Origin of the sequence: Paractinoplanes durhamensis (assembly GCF_016862175.1) — a bacterium.
GTDB lineage: Bacteria > Actinomycetota > Actinomycetes > Mycobacteriales > Micromonosporaceae > Actinoplanes > Actinoplanes durhamensis.
On the sequence record NZ_BOML01000006.1, the window covers coordinates 139287 to 154358 of the forward strand.

Genomic DNA, 15072 nt, shown 5'->3' on the forward strand with positions numbered 1-15072 from the left:
CGGCCAGCCTTTTTGCCAGATTGAAGCAACGGACGGTAGCTCTGGAGCGTCTGTACAGTTACCAAAATCCGACGGGGCACAGGGGGCCGCCGTGACGAACCGGCACGAGCAGATGAAAGCGCAGCGCCGCATGCAGCGCCGCATTCAACTGGTGGTAGAGGAGCGCCGGTCGGCGCGCGCCGCCCAGACCTTCGATCCGGAACGAACGGTGGAGATCCCGCCACAGGCACTGCGGGCCATCGGCCGAGTGCCGGTGACGGCCATCTAGTCAGTCCGAAGCAAGCCAGCGGTGCAGCGTCGCCGCTCCGTCCCGGATCTTGCCGATCTCCACGTGCTCGTCCGGGGCGTGCGCCAGCAGCGGGTCGCCCGGCCCGTAATTCAGGGCCGGGATGCCCAGCGCCGCGAACCGGGCGACGTCGGTCCAGCCCAGCTTGGCGGCCGGCTCCGCGCCGACCGCGGCCAGGAACTCGCGGGCCGGGGCCGCGGTGAGACCGGGCAGTGCACCGGCCGCCGAGTCGGTCAGCTCGACCTCGAAGCCGTCCAGGACCTCGTGCACGTGCTCCAGGGCCTGCTTCTCGGTGCGGTCCGGGGCGAATCGCAGGTTGACCTCGACGACACACTCGTCCGGCACGACATTGCCGGCCACCCCGCCCGAGATGCGAACCGCGTTCAGGCCTTCCCGGTACGTACACCCGTCGATCGTGACCGTGCGGGGACGGTAATCCTGGAGTCGCCGCAGAATCTCGCCGGCCGCGTGGATCGCGTTGACCCCGCGCCAGGCGCGGGCGGTGTGGGCGCGCCGGCCCCTGGTCCGCACCAGCGCACGCAGCGTGCCCTGACAGCCGGCCTCCACCACGCCGTAGGTCGGCTCGAGCAGCACCGCGAAGTCGGCGATCAGCCACTCCGGACGGGCCTCGGCGACCAGGGCGAGCCCGTTGAACTTCGACTCGATCTCCTCGGCCTCGTAGAAGAGGTAGGTGATGTCGTAGCCGGGGTCGGGCAGGGTCGCGGCCAGGTGCAGCGCCAGGGCCACCCCGGACTTCATGTCGGAGGTGCCGCACCCATAGATAAGATCATCGACCACAGTCGATGGGAAATTGTTGTTGAGCGGCACCGTGTCGAGGTGGCCGGCGAGTACCACACGCTGGTCACGGCCGAGGTCGGTGCGGGCCATCACCGTGTTGCCGAGTCGATCCACGCTCAGGTGCGGGGTCTTCCGCAGAACGTCCTCGACGTGGCCGGCGATCACGGCCTCGTTGCGGGAAACGGACTCGATGTCGACCAGGGCGCGGGTGAGCTCCACCGGGTCGACCAATACGTCCGGGGTAAGCGGGTTGGCCATAGGGCGCACCATACCGGGCCAGGGTGAATCACCCTCAGAGTTACGATTCTCGTCACGATAGGGTGCGGTACGTGGACACCGCGATCTCGACCTCGCCTGCCTGGGGCATCGGCCTCGCCACCGTTACCGCCGACGGCCAGGTGCTCGACACCTGGTTCGCCGAGGGCTTCCTCGGCCTCGGCGCGGAGCCGGCCGAGCCGCCCGTGCTGCCCGCCGGACTGACCGGCCCCCGCACGCTGCCCGGCCTGAGCACGGTCGAGGTCCGCGTCGCGATCGGCTCGCTGGCCGACCCGATCAAGGACGCCTCGGACGCCTACCTGCGCCTCCACCTGCTGTCGCACCGGCTGGTCGTGCCCAACTCGATCAACCTGGACGGCATCTTCGGCTCGCTGGCCAACGTGGCCTGGACCTCGGCCGGCCCGTGCCCGGCCGACCGGGTCGACGAGCTGCGCTTCCTCGAGCGCGCGGCCGGCCGCCACCTGAGCGTCTACGGCGTCGACAAGTTCCCGCGGATGACCGACTACGTCGTCCCGGCCGGGGTGCGGATCGCCGACGCCGACCGGGTGCGCCTCGGCGCCCACCTGGCCACCGGCACCACCGTCATGCACGAGGGCTTCGTCAACTTCAACGCCGGCACGCTGGGCACCTCGATGGTCGAGGGCCGCATCGTGCAGGGCGTGGTGGTCGGCGACGGCTCCGACATCGGCGGCGGGTCGTCCATCATGGGCACCCTCTCCGGTGGCGGAAAAGACCGGGTCAGCATCGGTGAGCGCAGCCTGCTCGGGGCGAACGCCGGCATCGGCATCTCGCTCGGCGACGACTGCGTGGTCGCGGCCGGCATCTACATCACGGCCGGCTCCAAGATCACCCTGCCGGACGGCCGGGTGGTCAAGGCCCGCGAGCTGTCGGGGCAGAACAACCTGCTCTTCTGGCAGAACTCGGTGACCGGCACGCTCGAGGCGAAGCCGCGCAGCGGCACCGGCATCGAACTGAACGCCGCGCTGCACGTCAACGCCTGAGGGCTTCCGCGGCGGCCGCCTTGACCGCCGCGGTCAGCTCACGCAGCAGGGCCGAGTCGATCTTCCAATACTGCCAATAGAGCGGCACGTCGAGATGCGTCCCCGGGACCATCTCGACGTAGTGACCGGCGGCGATGTCCGGCCGGGCGTTCGACTCCGGCACCATGCCCCAGCCGAGGCCGAGCCGGATCGCCTCGATGAAGGCGGCCGCCGACGGCACGTAGTGCACCGGCGGGTTCCCGGGCCGGTCCATCGTCGCCAGGAATCGGTGTTGCAGCTGGTCCTTGCGGTTGTAAACGATCATCGGGACGAGCTCCGGGGACGCGCCGACGGCCAGGTACCGCATCGCGCCGAGCGGTTCGATCCGGCATCCCTGCACCGGCACGTGCTCGGCGGTCACCGCCGCCATCGCCGTGCCGGAACGCAGCAGATCGGCGGTGAAGTCCTGGTCATCGGTGTGCAACCCGTACTGCGGACCGGGCACCGCGGCCAGCGCCGGCAGGAACCACAGATGCAGCGAGTCCGCGTTCACCACGATCGACACCCGGGTGCGGTCCCGTGCCTGCGCCAGCGCCTCCCGTTCCAGCAGCGCGACCTGCCCGGCGAACCGGACCAGCGCCTGACCGGCCGTCGTCGCCACGCACGGCTTGGCCCGCCGGACCAGCACCTGGCCGACGGCGCTCTCCAGCGCCTTGATCCGCTGGCTCACCGCCGACGGCGTCACGTGCAGCTGCCGGGCCGCCGCTTCGAAACTGCCGGTCTCGATCACGGCCTGGAACGTCGTCAACTGCACCTGATCCACATAAGCAAAACTAAACCAACGTCAAAATCTTTAGCTGGTGTACGCCGTGAGCAGTGCCTAGCGTCGAATCCGTGCTCACCTCCGTGCTCGCCGGGTTCCTCGCCTCGGCCGTCCTGATCATCGCCATCGGCGCCCAGAACGCCTTCGTCCTGCGCCAGGGCCTGCGCCGCGAACACGTCATCGCGGTGGTGGCGGTCTGCGCCCTGTCCGACCTGATGCTGATCCTGGCGGGCATCGGCGGCCTCGGCGCGGTGGTCACCGCCCGGCCGGACACGGTCACGGTCATCCGCTGGGTCGGGGCGGCCTTCCTTATGGCGTACGCCGTCCTCGCGGCCCGCCGCGCGATGCGGCCCACCCGGCTGAATCCGGCCGAGCGGGCGCCCGCGACGCTCGGCGCGACCGTACTGACCTGCCTGGCCCTCACCTATCTCAATCCGCACGTCTACCTGGACACCGTGCTGCTGCTCGGCTCGATCGCCCAGCGGCACCCGCATCGCTGGCTCTTCGGGATCGGCGCCGCCGCGGCCAGCCTGGTCTGGTTCACCGCGCTCGGCCTGGGCGCGCACCGACTGGCCCCGCTGCTCGCCAAGCCGACCGCGTGGCGCGTGCTGGACGGCGTAATCTCGCTGGTCATGGTCGGGGTCGCGGCCAGTCTGCTGATAGGCGCTTGACCCTCCACCTGGGTGAGACACCAGAGTCTGCGGGGTGCGAGGAGAGATGCGCGGCATCGGCGAGGTGGCCCGGGCCAGTGGGCTTTCGGTGAGTGCGCTGCGGTTCTACGACGGCGCCGGGGTGCTGGTGCCGGCCGAGGTCGACCCGGCGACCGGCTATCGCCGGTATGCCGACGATCAGATCCGGGCGGCCCGGCTGATCGCCGGGCTGCGCCGGGTGGGCCTGCCGGTCACCGAGATCGCGCAGGCGGTGCGCGACCTGGGCGACCCCGATGCGGTCCGCCGTCAGCTGGAGCACCACCGTCGACGGCTCGAGGACGGTCTGGCCGATGCCAAGCGTGAACTCCTCCGCATCCACACCCTGCTCGACCTGGAGGAGAACCTGATGACCCGGATCACCCTGCCCGCGGCCGCACTCGCCGCGAGCCTGAACGCCGTCCGTTTCGCCGCCACCGACCCGTCCGGCATGCTGCCCGGCGTGCTGTTCGAGACCGACGGCGACATGCTCACCCTGGTGGCGACCGACCGCTACCGGATGGCGATGGCGACCACGCCGGTCACCGTCGAGGGGCCGCCGGTGCGGCTGTTGCTGCCGGTGGCGTTCGTCGACGAGTTACTGCCGCCGGCGGCCGGCCCGGTCGTGCTCGACCTGGCCGCCAAGAGCATCCGGGCCGAGATCGGCGACCGGGTGATCGACGACGAACCACTGCCGGTGGACTTCCCCGACTACCGCCGGGTGCTGGCCGAGCGGAACGAGCCGACCAGCCGGGTCACGATCGACGCCGCGGCCCTGCGGGCGACGGTGGAGTCGGCCCCGACCGCGCGGCGGGAGCACGCCGGCAACTCGTACGACCTGGTGATCCTCGGTCTTGACCAGGCCGGCAGCGTGCGGATGGCGGCCGAGAGCGAGTGGACCCAGGCCGCCGAGCGGCACGTCGCGGTCAACCGGGAGTTCCTCCTCGACGCGCTCGACGCCGCCGGTGGGCCGGGTCAGCTCGTGCTGGAGCTGGACGGTCCGATCCATCCGCTCGCCGTGCGGTTGGCGGGCGACGACTCGCGCCTCTCGATCCTGATGCCGGTCCGCGACTGACCAGCGGCAAAACAGGTCGAACAGGCATACGAGGTGCCGATCCACTCGGCCGGGCCCGGCCGAGTGGATCGTGGATGCCATACCGTAACCATGTTTCGAGCTTGAGTCATGTCACAACGACGCCTGTTGCACAGGTCCCCTGGCTACCGTCGTCTGGTGCGCAGCGGGCAGCAGTACGGCGACTCGGCCGACTCGACCATGACCGCCGCCGCCCTGGGCGAACGAGCCACCGGCTGGGAGTTCGCCTGGCTCGACGGGCGGGGCGGCGGGCCGTCCTGGTCATACCCGGAGCTCGCCCGCGCCCTGCTGCGCCGGGCGCACTCCCTGCTCGACCTCGACACCGGCAGCGGCGAGCTGCTCGCCGAGCTGGCCCCGCTGCCGGCGCACACCGTGGCCGTGGAGAGCTGGGCCCGCAACACCCCGGTCGCCATCGACCGGCTCGCGCCCTTCGGCGTGGACGTGCGGGCCGAGCTGCCCGGCGGCGAGGACGAGTTCGACGTCGTGCTCAGCCGGCACGGACGGCTGCCCGCCGCCGACATCTTCCGCCTCCTGCGCCCCGGCGGCCGGTTGCTCAGCCAGCAGGTCGGCCACGACGACCTGGCCGGCCTCAATACCGCACTCGGCGCACCCCCGCCCTACCACCGCCTCTGGAACGCCGAGGTCGCCGTCGCCTCCCTCGAGGCAGCCGGCCTCGAGGTCGTCGACGTGCGCGAGGAGCGCCCGGCCGTCGCGTTCCACGATGTCGGCGAAGTGGTCCGGCAACTGCGTGACCTGCCCTGGCAGATCCGGGACTTCACCCCCCAGCGGTACGCGGCGGCCCTCGAACGGCTCGATTCGTTCATCCGCCTGCACGGCGAATTCACCGTCGCCGCACACCGCTTCCTTGTCCAAGCAGTTCGCAGTTAGCCTCAACCCACATCCCCCCAAAGGAAGATCGGCCCATGCGCTCCTTGGTCATCGCCGTTGCTCAACCGCGCATCATTCCGCTCGACGTCACCACCAACGTGCTCGTCCACGCGGCCGCCGTGCGCGCGGCGGCGTCCCGAGTGGTCGTCTTCCCCGAGTTGTCCCTGACCGGCTATGAGCTGGACGCGCCGATCGTGGCCGTCGACGACCCACGGCTGGCGCCGCTCGTCGAGGCGTGCGCGGCCACCGACACCGTCGCGCTGGTCGGGGCGCCGATCGAGGGGCCCTACATCGCGACGCTGGCCGTCGACGGTGACGGGGTCCGGGTCGCCTACCGCAAGCAGTTCCCGCACACCAGCGAGGAGCGCTTCCGCCCCGGGCCGGGGCCGGAGGTGCTCGAGGTGGACGGGTGGCGGCTCGGCCTGGCGATCTGCCGGGACACCGGCGTCGCCGAGCACGCCGACGTGACCGCGACCCTCGGCATCGACGCGTACGTGGCCGGCATCGTCGACTCGCCGGCCGGTGAGCTCGTCGCGGGCGAGCGGGCCCAGCGGATCACCACCGAGCACGGGGTCTGGGTGGCGTTCTCCTCGTTCGCCGGGCCGACCGGCGGCGGGTACACCGAGACGGCCGGCCGCTCCGGCATCTGGACGCCGAACGGCCGGGTGGCGGCCCGAGCCGGCCGCGCCGTCGGCGAGATGGCCCGCGCCACGATGGTGGCCGAGTCGCTCGCCCACCTCTAGGCAACACGTGGTGCAGCATCACATCCGGCCGGACGGCACGCCGCCGACCAGCGGCTACAGCCACGCCGTGACCGTCACCGGGCCGATGGTGCTGGTCTCCGGGCAGGTGCCCCTCGACAGCGAGGGGCGCCTCGTCGGCTCCGGCGATGCTCGACCCGCAGCGGCCGCCGGCCAGCTCCCTGGTTCAGGTGAGCGGTCTCGTGCAGCCCGCCTTCCTCGTCGAGATCGAGGCCATCGCGGCGCTGCCGTCTTGACAGAGCCATAGCCATCTTGCCTCTTTCAGCTGAATCGGCCGCCGATTCGGCTAATTCGTTAGGGTAAGCGCGGTGATTATGACCCTTTCAAATCACGATCAAACGCACCCCATATTCATGTTGCAAGGGTATTTCGGGGCCCGCCAGGGCTAGTCGATCTTCAGATGTCTTGCGCATGTTGCGGTCGGGCGCCGATCGATGATTCAGCAGGTCAAGGCGTTTTCGGCACCGTCGCGGCAGCGAGTTGGCTTGATCTTTCCGGCTCCGGACCACCGTTCGGGGTAATCCGGACGGCCTCCACTCGGTGGCTCAGCGTTCCGAACAGGACACACGTACGCCCTATCGCCGCGTTATTCGGAGTCGGTCATCTTTGTCGCAGCGCCGGAACGCCTTCGAGGCCCGGCCCACACAAATTCCGAGCCGTTCCTGGAGGAACTTCCTCATGCGCAAGATGACCAAGCGTTCCACCGCCATCGTCGCCGGCGTCGCCGTCGTGGCCCTCGGCGGGACCGCTGCCTTCGCCGCCGTGTCCGGCTGGTTCAACGGCGCGGACAGCAACGTGACGGCATCAACCGCGGAGATCAAGCCGGTTACCGCCCGAATCACGGTGGGAAGCAACCTGTGGGCCGGCAAGACGGTCGACGCGGACGTGACGATCGGTAACTACAACGAGTTCAAGGTCAAGGCCACGGAGGTCAAGGCCGGCTCGATCGTCGTCAGCGCTTACAACAACGCGTCCGATGCCGCCCGAGAGTCGGGCGCCGTTGGGGGTTGCGGCACCAACGAGGCTGACATCGAGCTCGGTAGCCTGCCCACCGCCGGCATCCTCGTCGACCCCGGCAAGTGGTCGCTGTCCCAGACCCTCACCAAATTCGTCACCATGAAGGCCACTGCAGACCCTGCCTGCGCAGGCAAGGTCCTCCGCATCAACTTCACGCTCGACGGCGAACTCGTCAATACCCCCTGATGAAACGCGGTGAGGGCGACTCTCGCCCCCACCATCTGCCCACCTTTTGCTGGAGCTGAAGCGTGAACTGGCGGATGACCCTCGGCAGCCTTGCGTTGATCACTCTGCCGCTGGCCACGATCGACTCGCCTCCGGTGAGCGAGTACGAGAGCCAGGGGCTCACCCTGATCGGCCATGACGGGCGCGGCCAGCGGCATTTCGCGGTCGACGGCGACGCGGTCAAGGGTCCGCATCCCGGCGCGGTCCGGCGCATCGAGGTGACCGTCGACAATCCGGAGCGGTTCGTGCTCCGGATCGACCGGCTGCGCGGCCGGGTCGTCGCCACCTCGAGCCGCGGGTGCCCGGTTGCCGGGCTACGGGTCGACGGTTACGACGGGAAGTTGCCGGTTCGGGTGGCCGCTCACGGGCGGACCACCCTGCCGGGCCGGCTGGTCGTCACCATGCCGGCGAACACCACGCCGAAGTGCGCGAGCACCCGGTTCACTATCGAGTTGGAGACCGCCGGCGCGAGGATCGGCCGATGAACCGGCGGGTCGCCTACCTCGTCGTCGCGGCCACGGTCGGCGCGATGGGTGTGGCCGGGACGCTCTACGCGTACGCAAGTTGGGCTGTTCCGAGTTTGCCGGTGACCGTCAAGGTCCGTACCGAAAAAATGCCGCGCGGCGTCACGCCCAGCGTGACCAAGCAGGGCGGCGACGCCGTCGTCAGCTGGAGTGCGCAGGAGATCGGCCCGGGCTCGACGATGGATCACTACGTGGTCACGGCGCACAGCGTCGACACCCCGCCGTTGCCCGACATCACCCGCACGGTGACGGCAAGCGGCGGGGCGACCGAGACGGTGATCTTCGGCGCCGCCGAGGTGGCCGGGGGTAAGTGGTACTGGACCACGGTGCCGAAGCTCCGGCTCTGGGTGGGAACCGAGAGCGGCAAGAGCGACCGCCTCAAGTTCCCGGGCACTCCGGCGACCCCACCGGCCGGCACGATCGCAGCAGCGCGGTCGGCCGGCTCCACACCAGCGACGACGGCGCCGACTGCCGATGCCCCCGTCGGCGCCGTCGTCGCTCCCCCGGCCGCGGCCGACCAGCCGGCGCCGACCACGCCGGCCACCGCACCGGCCGCCGACAAGCCGGTCGATGCGGCGACCACCGCTCCGGCGGCCACGCCGACCACCACGGCCCCGGCCGAAGCGCCGTCGACGACCGGGACGGAAGACACCGCTCCTTGACCGAACCGGGAAGAGATCGAGCCTCCGGCGAGGTCCCGCGCCGGAGGCTCGATCTGGCGGCGCCAACGCGGCGCCCGTGAGCCAACAGAGGCATGACCGGCATGCATCTTTCAGCCGAATCACTCGTCGATGCGGCTGACTTTTCGCCGTCCGGTTCAGATTTTCCGACCGTGAATACCGCACTGAAATATTCCGGAAATTCACGCTGCACGCTCGCCCACCGCCTTTCGCCGCAGGCCTTCAGGAGGACACGTTTTCGCTGGTGAGGAGGGATTTACCCGGAAGATCAACGGCCCTGGCATTACCTTGCGAACGGCGTTCGAGATCATCCGAACGGTCAGTATCAGGTGTCTCCAGGGCCTCTCAGGTAACACGTATTCCCTATCGCCCGGTCATCTCGGCACGAGCATGTTGTTCGCAGTGCCGGACGCCGCCACGACCCGGTCGAGCGCATTCGGAAGCCGAATGTTTGCCCCCTCACCGTTCCCGGAGGAACCGATCCATGGGTAAGAACAGCAAGCGCTCCGCTGTCGTCGCTGGTGTCGTCGCCGTCCTCATCGGCGGAGGTGCGGCCGCCTGGGCCTTCACCGGCTGGAACGTCGGCGGTACCGGCACGGCCGACGCCACCGCCGCCTCGATCAAGGCGCTCACCGGCACGGCCGACCTCGGCGGCACGCTGTACCCCGGCCGCTCGGTCAACGCCACGGCCGCCGTGACGAACCCCAACGACTTCCCGGTCGTGCTCAACAACGGCATCGTCACGACCTCGGTCAAGGCCAGCGGCGGTAACAGCAAGACCGGCCTCGCCGACTGCAACACCGCCCTCGCGAACAGCGACATCAGTGCGTCGTTCAGCAACACCCCGAGCCTCGGCGTGAGCCCGAGCCCGCAGAACGTGGGCCTGGCCGTGACGGTCAACGAGCTGCCCCAGGTCTGTGCCGGCCTGCACATCCAGGTGAGCTTCACCTTCTCCGGCGTGCAGACCGCCTGATCAGGCCCGAGCGGGGTGCGGACACCGCCGCACCCCGCCACCTCGACCATGGGAAGCCGATGTTGAAGAAGTGGTGGACCCCGATCGCCACGCTCGTCATGCTGGCGGCGGTTCTCGTGGTGGCCACGACGGATCAGACGACCGTCACGACCGACGACACCATGGTCATGGTCGGTGGGCACGGTCGGGGCGACCACGGCGCACCGCTGCACTTCACGCTCACCGCCAAGCCGGTGCACGGCCTCTACCCGGGCAAGGTCGAACAGCTGCGGGTCACCGTGAACAACCCGACCGGATACCGGCTCCGGCTGCAGCAGCTGAGCGGCCGGGTCACCTGGTCGTCCCGGCGCGGGTGCCCGGCCACCTCGGCCAGCCTGCAGGTTCGGCAATACACCGGCCGGCTGCCGATGGTGATCACGGCGCGCGGCCGTACCGACCTCGGCGGGTCACTTCCGGTCGTGATGCCGTCCGGCACCTCGGAGAAGTGCGCCGGCGCCCGGTTCACCATCACCATCTCCGGCATGGGTTACCGGGTGGACCGATGAGGCCCGGGATGAAGTTCCTGATCGGCGCCGCGGTCGTGCTCGCCCTCGGAGTGGGCGGCACGGCGCTGGCCTACGCCGGCGGCTGGACGATCACCGGGAATGCGGCGGTCAGCGCCAAGGTGGCCAAGATGCCGCGCGGCGTGACGCCGAGCGCGGCCGAGCAGAGCGGCCGGGCCGTGGTCAGCTGGAGCGCTCAGGAGATCACCGACGGCGTGCTGATGGATCACTACGTGGTCACGGCGCACAGCGTCGACGACCCGCCGCTGCCGGACATCGCGCGGACGGTGGCGGCGAGCGGCTCGGCCACCGAGACGGTTGCCTTTCCGGCAGCCGAGCTGGCCGGGGGTCGGTGGTACTGGACGATCGCGCCGCTCTACCGGACCTGGACCGGGGAGGAGAGCGGCAAGAGCCAGCGCCTCACCTTCCCCGGCTCGCCGGCACCGAGGCCGGCCGGCGACGACCCGGCGGTGGCACCGACGACGGACAGCAGCACCCCGGCGACCCCGGCGACCACACCGGCCACCACCGCCCCGGCGGTGGTGGACACCCCGGTCGACCCGCCGGAAACCACCCCGGCGACCGCCGAACCGGCGCCTTCGGAAACGGAAACAACTGGTTCCTGACCGGATCGAAAACCGATCGAACCCCCGGCGGGTCCCGCGCCGGGGGCTCGATCTATTTATTCGGCGCGTACGGATTAAGCCGAGCGGACCTGGTTGTTTTCGAGCGGCACCGGGGGTATGGACGAGGGGAACAACCCGGTTTGATGGATGCGGTGCTCATCCCGTACCGGAAATGAGTGGAACTCGGCAAACCTGGCCTGACCACCGTGGATTTGCCCCGACCGGGGGCCGACGGCGGGCCGCATTGTCGGCCGGATCGATCGCAGGGAAACATATGTGCTGGTCAGCATGCGTCAGGCAGGTATCCCCCGTTGGGGTTAGGCCGGTCAGTCTCCACTGTGCGATGTACGCGCGCACATCGGCGAACGGAATCCCGATCACATGACCGGCAGTCATCAGGGAACGTTGAACAGACAGCCCCTATCGGTCCGAGAAGGAGGAACGCGCCCGCATGCGAATGCTCAGCAGACGGCACGCCGCACTCATTCTTGAGGCGCTCTCGTGAATCCGCTCGATTTGCTCGCCCGGCGGCGAGAAAGCGCCATCAAGAACGACCCCGATCCGTCGGGACACATCGAGTTGCGCCCTTCTGATCACGAGGAGCCGACCTGGGAGATACGCCATCCCACCGAGGTACGCCGGCGGCGGCTCGACGGCCGTACCAGGGCGATCCTCTCCGCGGCGGCGATCATCGCCGTCGTGGTGAACGCGGGGGCCGCCTGGGTCTACTGGCGAATCACCGGGTCGGAGACCGGGCACACGTCCGGCGGTACCGCGATCGTGCTCGCGCTCCGTGCCCGCTCCGATCTCAACCGTCCGCTGACACCGGGGTTGAACGGCAACCTCACCGTGACGGTGACCAACGACTACGACTTCCCGATCCGGATCACCGCGGTGACGGCCGGTGACGGGAACATCGTGGCCGACGCCGAGCATCGGGACGCGGGCTGCCGGGACGCACGGGTGCGGTTCACCCGGGACCGGTTCCTGGTCTCGTGGGAGGTGCCGCGCAACTCGATCGGCGCGTTCACCATCCCGGCCGCGCTGACCATGCGGGCCGACGCGGCCGGGGCCTGCAACGGCTCGATGTTCACGGTGCCGATCCAGGCCTCCGGCGTCCGCCTGCCCTAGACCTAGACCTGGCGGTGCTGCCGGCCGGTTCCCCCGGCCGGCAGCACGCGGACGTCCTCGTCGACGATCACCGGCGTGCGGATCGAGCGGCGGTGCCGGCCGTTGCGGATCGGCTCGTCGTCGTCCTCGGTGTTGGGCGCCAGCAACTCACCTTGCACGGGGCGGTAGTGCCGGCCACGGTGCGAGGTCAGCTTGCGTACCTCGTCAGGCACCACCACCGAGTGGCGCAGTACCGCGCCGGCCCGCTCGGCCGATTCGCGGGCGACCTGCTCGTCCTCGGCCGCGGCGGCGATGCCCCTGGAGACCACCTTGGCCATCGCCTCGCCGTACGTCCGGGAATCCTGGATCTCCCGTTCGTGCAGCAGCAGCGCCTCGTGCTCGCTGCGCCGGGCGATCCGGGCCTCGTTGCGCTCGTAGGCGTTGCCGCGGGAGACGAACTTGAGCCCGACGGCCGCGCAGTCCAGCGCCACCAGCAGCAGCGTGATGCCCAGGTAAAAGACGCCGACGCCCCAGAAGTCGCTGGTCACCAGGTGCCACATCGCGGCGGTGCGGGCGCCGAAGCCGGCGTCGGCCTTGACCGCCTTGTTGTTGGCGTGCCGCTGATCGCCGATCTGCTCGGTCAGCTCGGCCTGCTCGGCGGCGCGGGCGTTGCGGGCCGTGCGCTGGGTGTCGAGGAGCGTGCCGGCCTGCCGGTCCAGGGCCGCCGCCTGGTCGTCGAGCCCGCGCGAGCGGCGCACCAGCTCGTCGCAGTAGCCGCCGTGCGGGCAACCGGTGTTGCGGGACACGCCATCGCCGGCCGAGTCCTCGACCGCCTGCTGGTAGAGCAGGCGGGCGTCGCGGCGCTTCTGCGAGGCCCGGTTGGTGAGGTCGCGCAGGGCCGCATCGTCGGCCACCGTCTCCTGCTTGAGCTGGTTGAGCCGGGTCGTCCAGGTGCCGACCACGCCGTTCGTGTCGATCTTGGTGAGCTGCTGGTTGTGCACCTCGTTGAGGCGGTTGTCGATCTCACCCTGGTAGCGGGCGAGCATCAGCGGCTCGGTGATCAGGACGGCGAAGAGCAGGGCCAGGCCGAGCCGGCCGAGGTACAGGCCGGCGGTGGGTTTGCGCAGGAACTCCTTGGGGTCGGTCGACTCCAGCTTGTCGTAGCTGATCGACACCCGGCCGACGACGGCCCGGTCGTAGGCGACCACCCCGGCCGCGATCATCGGCCCGACCAGCCAGCGGTACCACGGCTGCTGGTAGTTGGCGCTGGCGTCGATGAACGCAGCGCCACCGACCGTGGCGTACACGAAGTAGAGCAAGACGAAGACGCCGACCGCGGAATAGAGAACCCGGTCGGTGTGCGTGATGACGCTCTCCGGGTTGACGTTCGCCACCCTCAGGAGGACGTCACGACGACGCTTCGGCATGCAGCCGAGTCTTACCGATCATGTCCGGCCTCGCGGACAAAACCGAATTTTCCTTATTTACTCGGACAGGTCGGGATCCGTGATCGTTACCCGGACGATGACCGACGCCTGCACCGTCTGCACCTGTGGATCCAGCTGTAGCTCCAGCCCTGCGGCGTCGGCCATCGGGGCCCGGGCCATCATCGGGTGGAACCCGCCGCCGGCGATCTCGTCGGAGATCTCCACCAGGCCGCTGATCCGGCTGCCCACCGCCGACGCATACTCCCGGGCGCGGTCCAGTGCGTCGGCGATCGCGGCGCGGCGCACCTCGGCACTGGCCGTGCTGCCGCGCCGCAGCTGCCACCACGGGCCGGCGATCGACGCCTGCTCGAGGCCGGCCAGCCGGGGCAGCATCTCGCCGAGCGCCGCGAAGTCGGTGACCGTCACCGTGGTGCCGGCGCTGGCCGTCCAGGCCACCGGGCGGTCGCCGGACCGCTTGAAGTCGGGAAGGACCTGCACGCCACTGGTCTCCCGGCGCTCGATCGCCTCGCCGTAGCCGTCCAGCAGGGCGCGCAGCACGGCCGCCCGCTCGGTGAGGTGGGTGAGCACCGTGTCCTTGTCCCGCCCGCGGGCCGTCACCGTCACGGAGAAGACGGCCAGCTCGGGCGGGACCTCACGGAGTGCCTCACCGCGTACCACGATCGTCGGCTGCATCCCTGGAACGCTAGGCCATCGCGTCTCGCAACGCCTCCCGCGCGTCGGCGACCAATGCGTCGGCGTCGGTGGCGGTCAGGCCGGCGACCACCTCGGCCCGGTCGATCCGGCCGCCCCGCAGGTGCAGGCGGAACAGACCACGCGGCCCGGTGACCACCCGGGTGAACTGGCGCTCGGGCGGCAGTGGGCCGGCCGCGTCGATCAACCGGCCGGCCTCGGCGATCCGGTCACGGGCGGCGTCCAGAAAGCCGTCGTCACCGGGCGTACGTTGCCTGACGACAAGCATGGGTAACGGAACGTGATCAACGCGGGACAGGATCATCGGCACCAGGGCCGCCTTCAGCCGTGCGGTCGCCAGCGCCTCGAGCAGGCCCGCGGCCACCCCGGCCGGGCCCAGCTCCGACCACCAGCCCGGGTGCAGGCTGACGTCGACAAACCGGCCGACCGCATCGACCACGGCAAATGCCGTGCCCGTCCGGTCCGGCCCGGCGATGCGGTCGATCCGCAGCGGCGCGCCTCCCCCATGGGCGCTCACCGCCAGCCGCTCGACCTCGCTCACGAATTGACGCGCGTCCCCGATTCGCGCGTCGTCACGTTCTGATTGGACAAACAGAGACACCGAAGATCCCCCCGATCTCAGCGGCACTGAGAGTAACGCACGGCC

At 70.0% G+C, this 15072-nt stretch carries 18 protein-coding genes; 13 read left to right on the plus strand and 5 right to left on the minus strand.

From position 1 onward, the window contains the following. Positions 1-91: 91 nt before the first annotated feature. Entirely contained in the window at positions 92-268 is a 177-nt protein-coding gene (locus tag Adu01nite_RS03540; protein ID WP_203725140.1) for a hypothetical protein, read from the plus strand. Here the strand turns inward: Adu01nite_RS03540 and dapE are convergent, their stop codons facing one another. After that, complete coding sequence (gene dapE, locus Adu01nite_RS03545) at positions 269-1342, minus strand: succinyl-diaminopimelate desuccinylase (protein WP_203724762.1); 1074 nt, start codon at positions 1340-1342, stop codon at positions 269-271. A 71-nt stretch (positions 1343-1413) separates the two neighbouring features. Here dapE and dapD point away from each other — a divergent pair, with 71 nt between their 5' ends. Continuing rightward, positions 1414-2361: a 2,3,4,5-tetrahydropyridine-2,6-dicarboxylate N-succinyltransferase gene (gene dapD / locus Adu01nite_RS03550; RefSeq protein WP_203724763.1), complete on the plus strand. Its 948-nt coding sequence runs from the start codon at positions 1414-1416 to the stop codon at positions 2359-2361. On the opposite strand, the gene Adu01nite_RS03555 is transcribed toward dapD, so the two are convergent. Continuing rightward, positions 2351-3163: a LysR family transcriptional regulator ArgP gene (locus Adu01nite_RS03555; RefSeq protein WP_203724764.1), complete on the minus strand. Its 813-nt coding sequence runs from the start codon at positions 3161-3163 to the stop codon at positions 2351-2353. The genes dapD and Adu01nite_RS03555 overlap by 11 nt on opposite strands. Positions 3164-3234: 71 nt before the next feature. On the opposite strand from Adu01nite_RS03555, the gene Adu01nite_RS03560 reads away from it, so the two are divergent. The 11 genes from Adu01nite_RS03560 (at position 3235) to Adu01nite_RS03615 (ending at position 12309) form a co-directional block, all read left to right on the plus strand. Continuing rightward, positions 3235-3834, plus strand: a complete 600-nt coding sequence (locus Adu01nite_RS03560) for a LysE/ArgO family amino acid transporter (protein ID WP_203724765.1) — start codon at positions 3235-3237, stop codon at positions 3832-3834. Between the two features lie 46 nt (positions 3835-3880). Then, positions 3881-4924 (plus strand): DNA polymerase III subunit beta family protein, encoded by a 1044-nt coding sequence (locus tag Adu01nite_RS03565; RefSeq protein WP_203725111.1) that lies wholly within the window; start codon positions 3881-3883, stop codon positions 4922-4924. 156 nt (positions 4925-5080) lie between these two features. Continuing rightward, positions 5081-5830, plus strand: a complete 750-nt coding sequence (locus Adu01nite_RS03570; RefSeq protein ID WP_239132109.1) for a class I SAM-dependent methyltransferase — start codon at positions 5081-5083, stop codon at positions 5828-5830. A 35-nt stretch (positions 5831-5865) separates the two neighbouring features. Next, on the plus strand, positions 5866-6573 hold the full coding sequence (locus tag Adu01nite_RS03575) for a carbon-nitrogen hydrolase family protein (protein WP_203724766.1): 708 nt from the start codon (positions 5866-5868) through the stop codon (positions 6571-6573). Positions 6574-7269: 696 nt separating this feature from the next. Continuing rightward, positions 7270-7794 carry a hypothetical protein gene (locus Adu01nite_RS03585; RefSeq protein ID WP_203724767.1) on the plus strand — a complete coding sequence of 175 codons (525 nt, stop codon included), beginning with the start codon at positions 7270-7272 and terminating at the stop codon, positions 7792-7794. Positions 7795-7856: 62 nt separating this feature from the next. Further along, positions 7857-8318, plus strand: coding sequence for a hypothetical protein (locus Adu01nite_RS03590; protein WP_203724768.1), 462 nt, complete (start codon positions 7857-7859; stop codon positions 8316-8318). Further along, entirely contained in the window at positions 8315-9019 is a 705-nt protein-coding gene (locus tag Adu01nite_RS03595; protein WP_203724769.1) for a hypothetical protein, read from the plus strand. Before Adu01nite_RS03590 ends, Adu01nite_RS03595 begins: the two co-directional genes overlap by 4 nt. A gap of 502 nt (positions 9020-9521) precedes the next feature. Next, positions 9522-10010 carry a hypothetical protein gene (locus Adu01nite_RS03600; protein WP_203724770.1) on the plus strand — a complete coding sequence of 163 codons (489 nt, stop codon included), beginning with the start codon at positions 9522-9524 and terminating at the stop codon, positions 10008-10010. Between the two features lie 59 nt (positions 10011-10069). Then, entirely contained in the window at positions 10070-10555 is a 486-nt protein-coding gene (locus Adu01nite_RS03605; protein WP_203724771.1) for a hypothetical protein, read from the plus strand. 8 nt (positions 10556-10563) lie between these two features. Next, positions 10564-11178, plus strand: coding sequence for a hypothetical protein (locus Adu01nite_RS03610; RefSeq protein WP_203724772.1), 615 nt, complete (start codon positions 10564-10566; stop codon positions 11176-11178). A gap of 501 nt (positions 11179-11679) precedes the next feature. Further along, entirely contained in the window at positions 11680-12309 is a 630-nt protein-coding gene (locus Adu01nite_RS03615; RefSeq protein ID WP_239132110.1) for a hypothetical protein, read from the plus strand. A gap of 2 nt (positions 12310-12311) precedes the next feature. Here Adu01nite_RS03615 and Adu01nite_RS03620 read toward each other — a convergent pair whose 3' ends face one another. Genes Adu01nite_RS03620 through Adu01nite_RS03630 form a run of 3 tightly spaced genes read right to left on the minus strand, consistent with a single transcriptional unit; the run spans position 12312 to position 14967 of the window. Beyond that, the gene (locus Adu01nite_RS03620) at positions 12312-13715 is read right to left on the minus strand and encodes a DUF4407 domain-containing protein (protein WP_203724773.1); all 1404 of its coding nucleotides are present in this window, start codon (positions 13713-13715) and stop codon (positions 12312-12314) included. Positions 13716-13772: 57 nt separating this feature from the next. After that, positions 13773-14408 carry an SIMPL domain-containing protein gene (locus tag Adu01nite_RS03625; RefSeq protein ID WP_203724774.1) on the minus strand — a complete coding sequence of 212 codons (636 nt, stop codon included), beginning with the start codon at positions 14406-14408 and terminating at the stop codon, positions 13773-13775. A gap of 10 nt (positions 14409-14418) precedes the next feature. Then, entirely contained in the window at positions 14419-14967 is a 549-nt protein-coding gene (locus tag Adu01nite_RS03630; RefSeq protein ID WP_203724775.1) for a hypothetical protein, read from the minus strand. Positions 14968-15072: the final 105 nt, after the last annotated feature.

Excerpts from the sequence above, each read along its gene's own strand:
- dapE (WP_203724762.1), bottom strand. The coding sequence starts at position 1,342 with ATGGCCAACCCGCTTACCCCGGACGTATTGGTCGACCCGGTGGAGCTC.
- Adu01nite_RS03565 (WP_203725111.1), top strand. The coding sequence starts at position 3,881 with ATGCGCGGCATCGGCGAGGTGGCCCGGGCCAGTGGGCTTTCGGTGAGT.
- Adu01nite_RS03575 (WP_203724766.1), top strand. The coding sequence starts at position 5,866 with ATGCGCTCCTTGGTCATCGCCGTTGCTCAACCGCGCATCATTCCGCTC.
- Adu01nite_RS03585 (WP_203724767.1), top strand. The coding sequence starts at position 7,270 with ATGCGCAAGATGACCAAGCGTTCCACCGCCATCGTCGCCGGCGTCGCC.
- Adu01nite_RS03595 (WP_203724769.1), top strand. The coding sequence starts at position 8,315 with ATGAACCGGCGGGTCGCCTACCTCGTCGTCGCGGCCACGGTCGGCGCG.
- Adu01nite_RS03600 (WP_203724770.1), top strand. The coding sequence starts at position 9,522 with ATGGGTAAGAACAGCAAGCGCTCCGCTGTCGTCGCTGGTGTCGTCGCC.
- Adu01nite_RS03605 (WP_203724771.1), top strand. The coding sequence starts at position 10,070 with ATGTTGAAGAAGTGGTGGACCCCGATCGCCACGCTCGTCATGCTGGCG.
- Adu01nite_RS03610 (WP_203724772.1), top strand. The coding sequence starts at position 10,564 with ATGAAGTTCCTGATCGGCGCCGCGGTCGTGCTCGCCCTCGGAGTGGGC.
- Adu01nite_RS03620 (WP_203724773.1), bottom strand. The coding sequence starts at position 13,715 with ATGCCGAAGCGTCGTCGTGACGTCCTCCTGAGGGTGGCGAACGTCAAC.
- Adu01nite_RS03625 (WP_203724774.1), bottom strand. The coding sequence starts at position 14,408 with ATGCAGCCGACGATCGTGGTACGCGGTGAGGCACTCCGTGAGGTCCCG.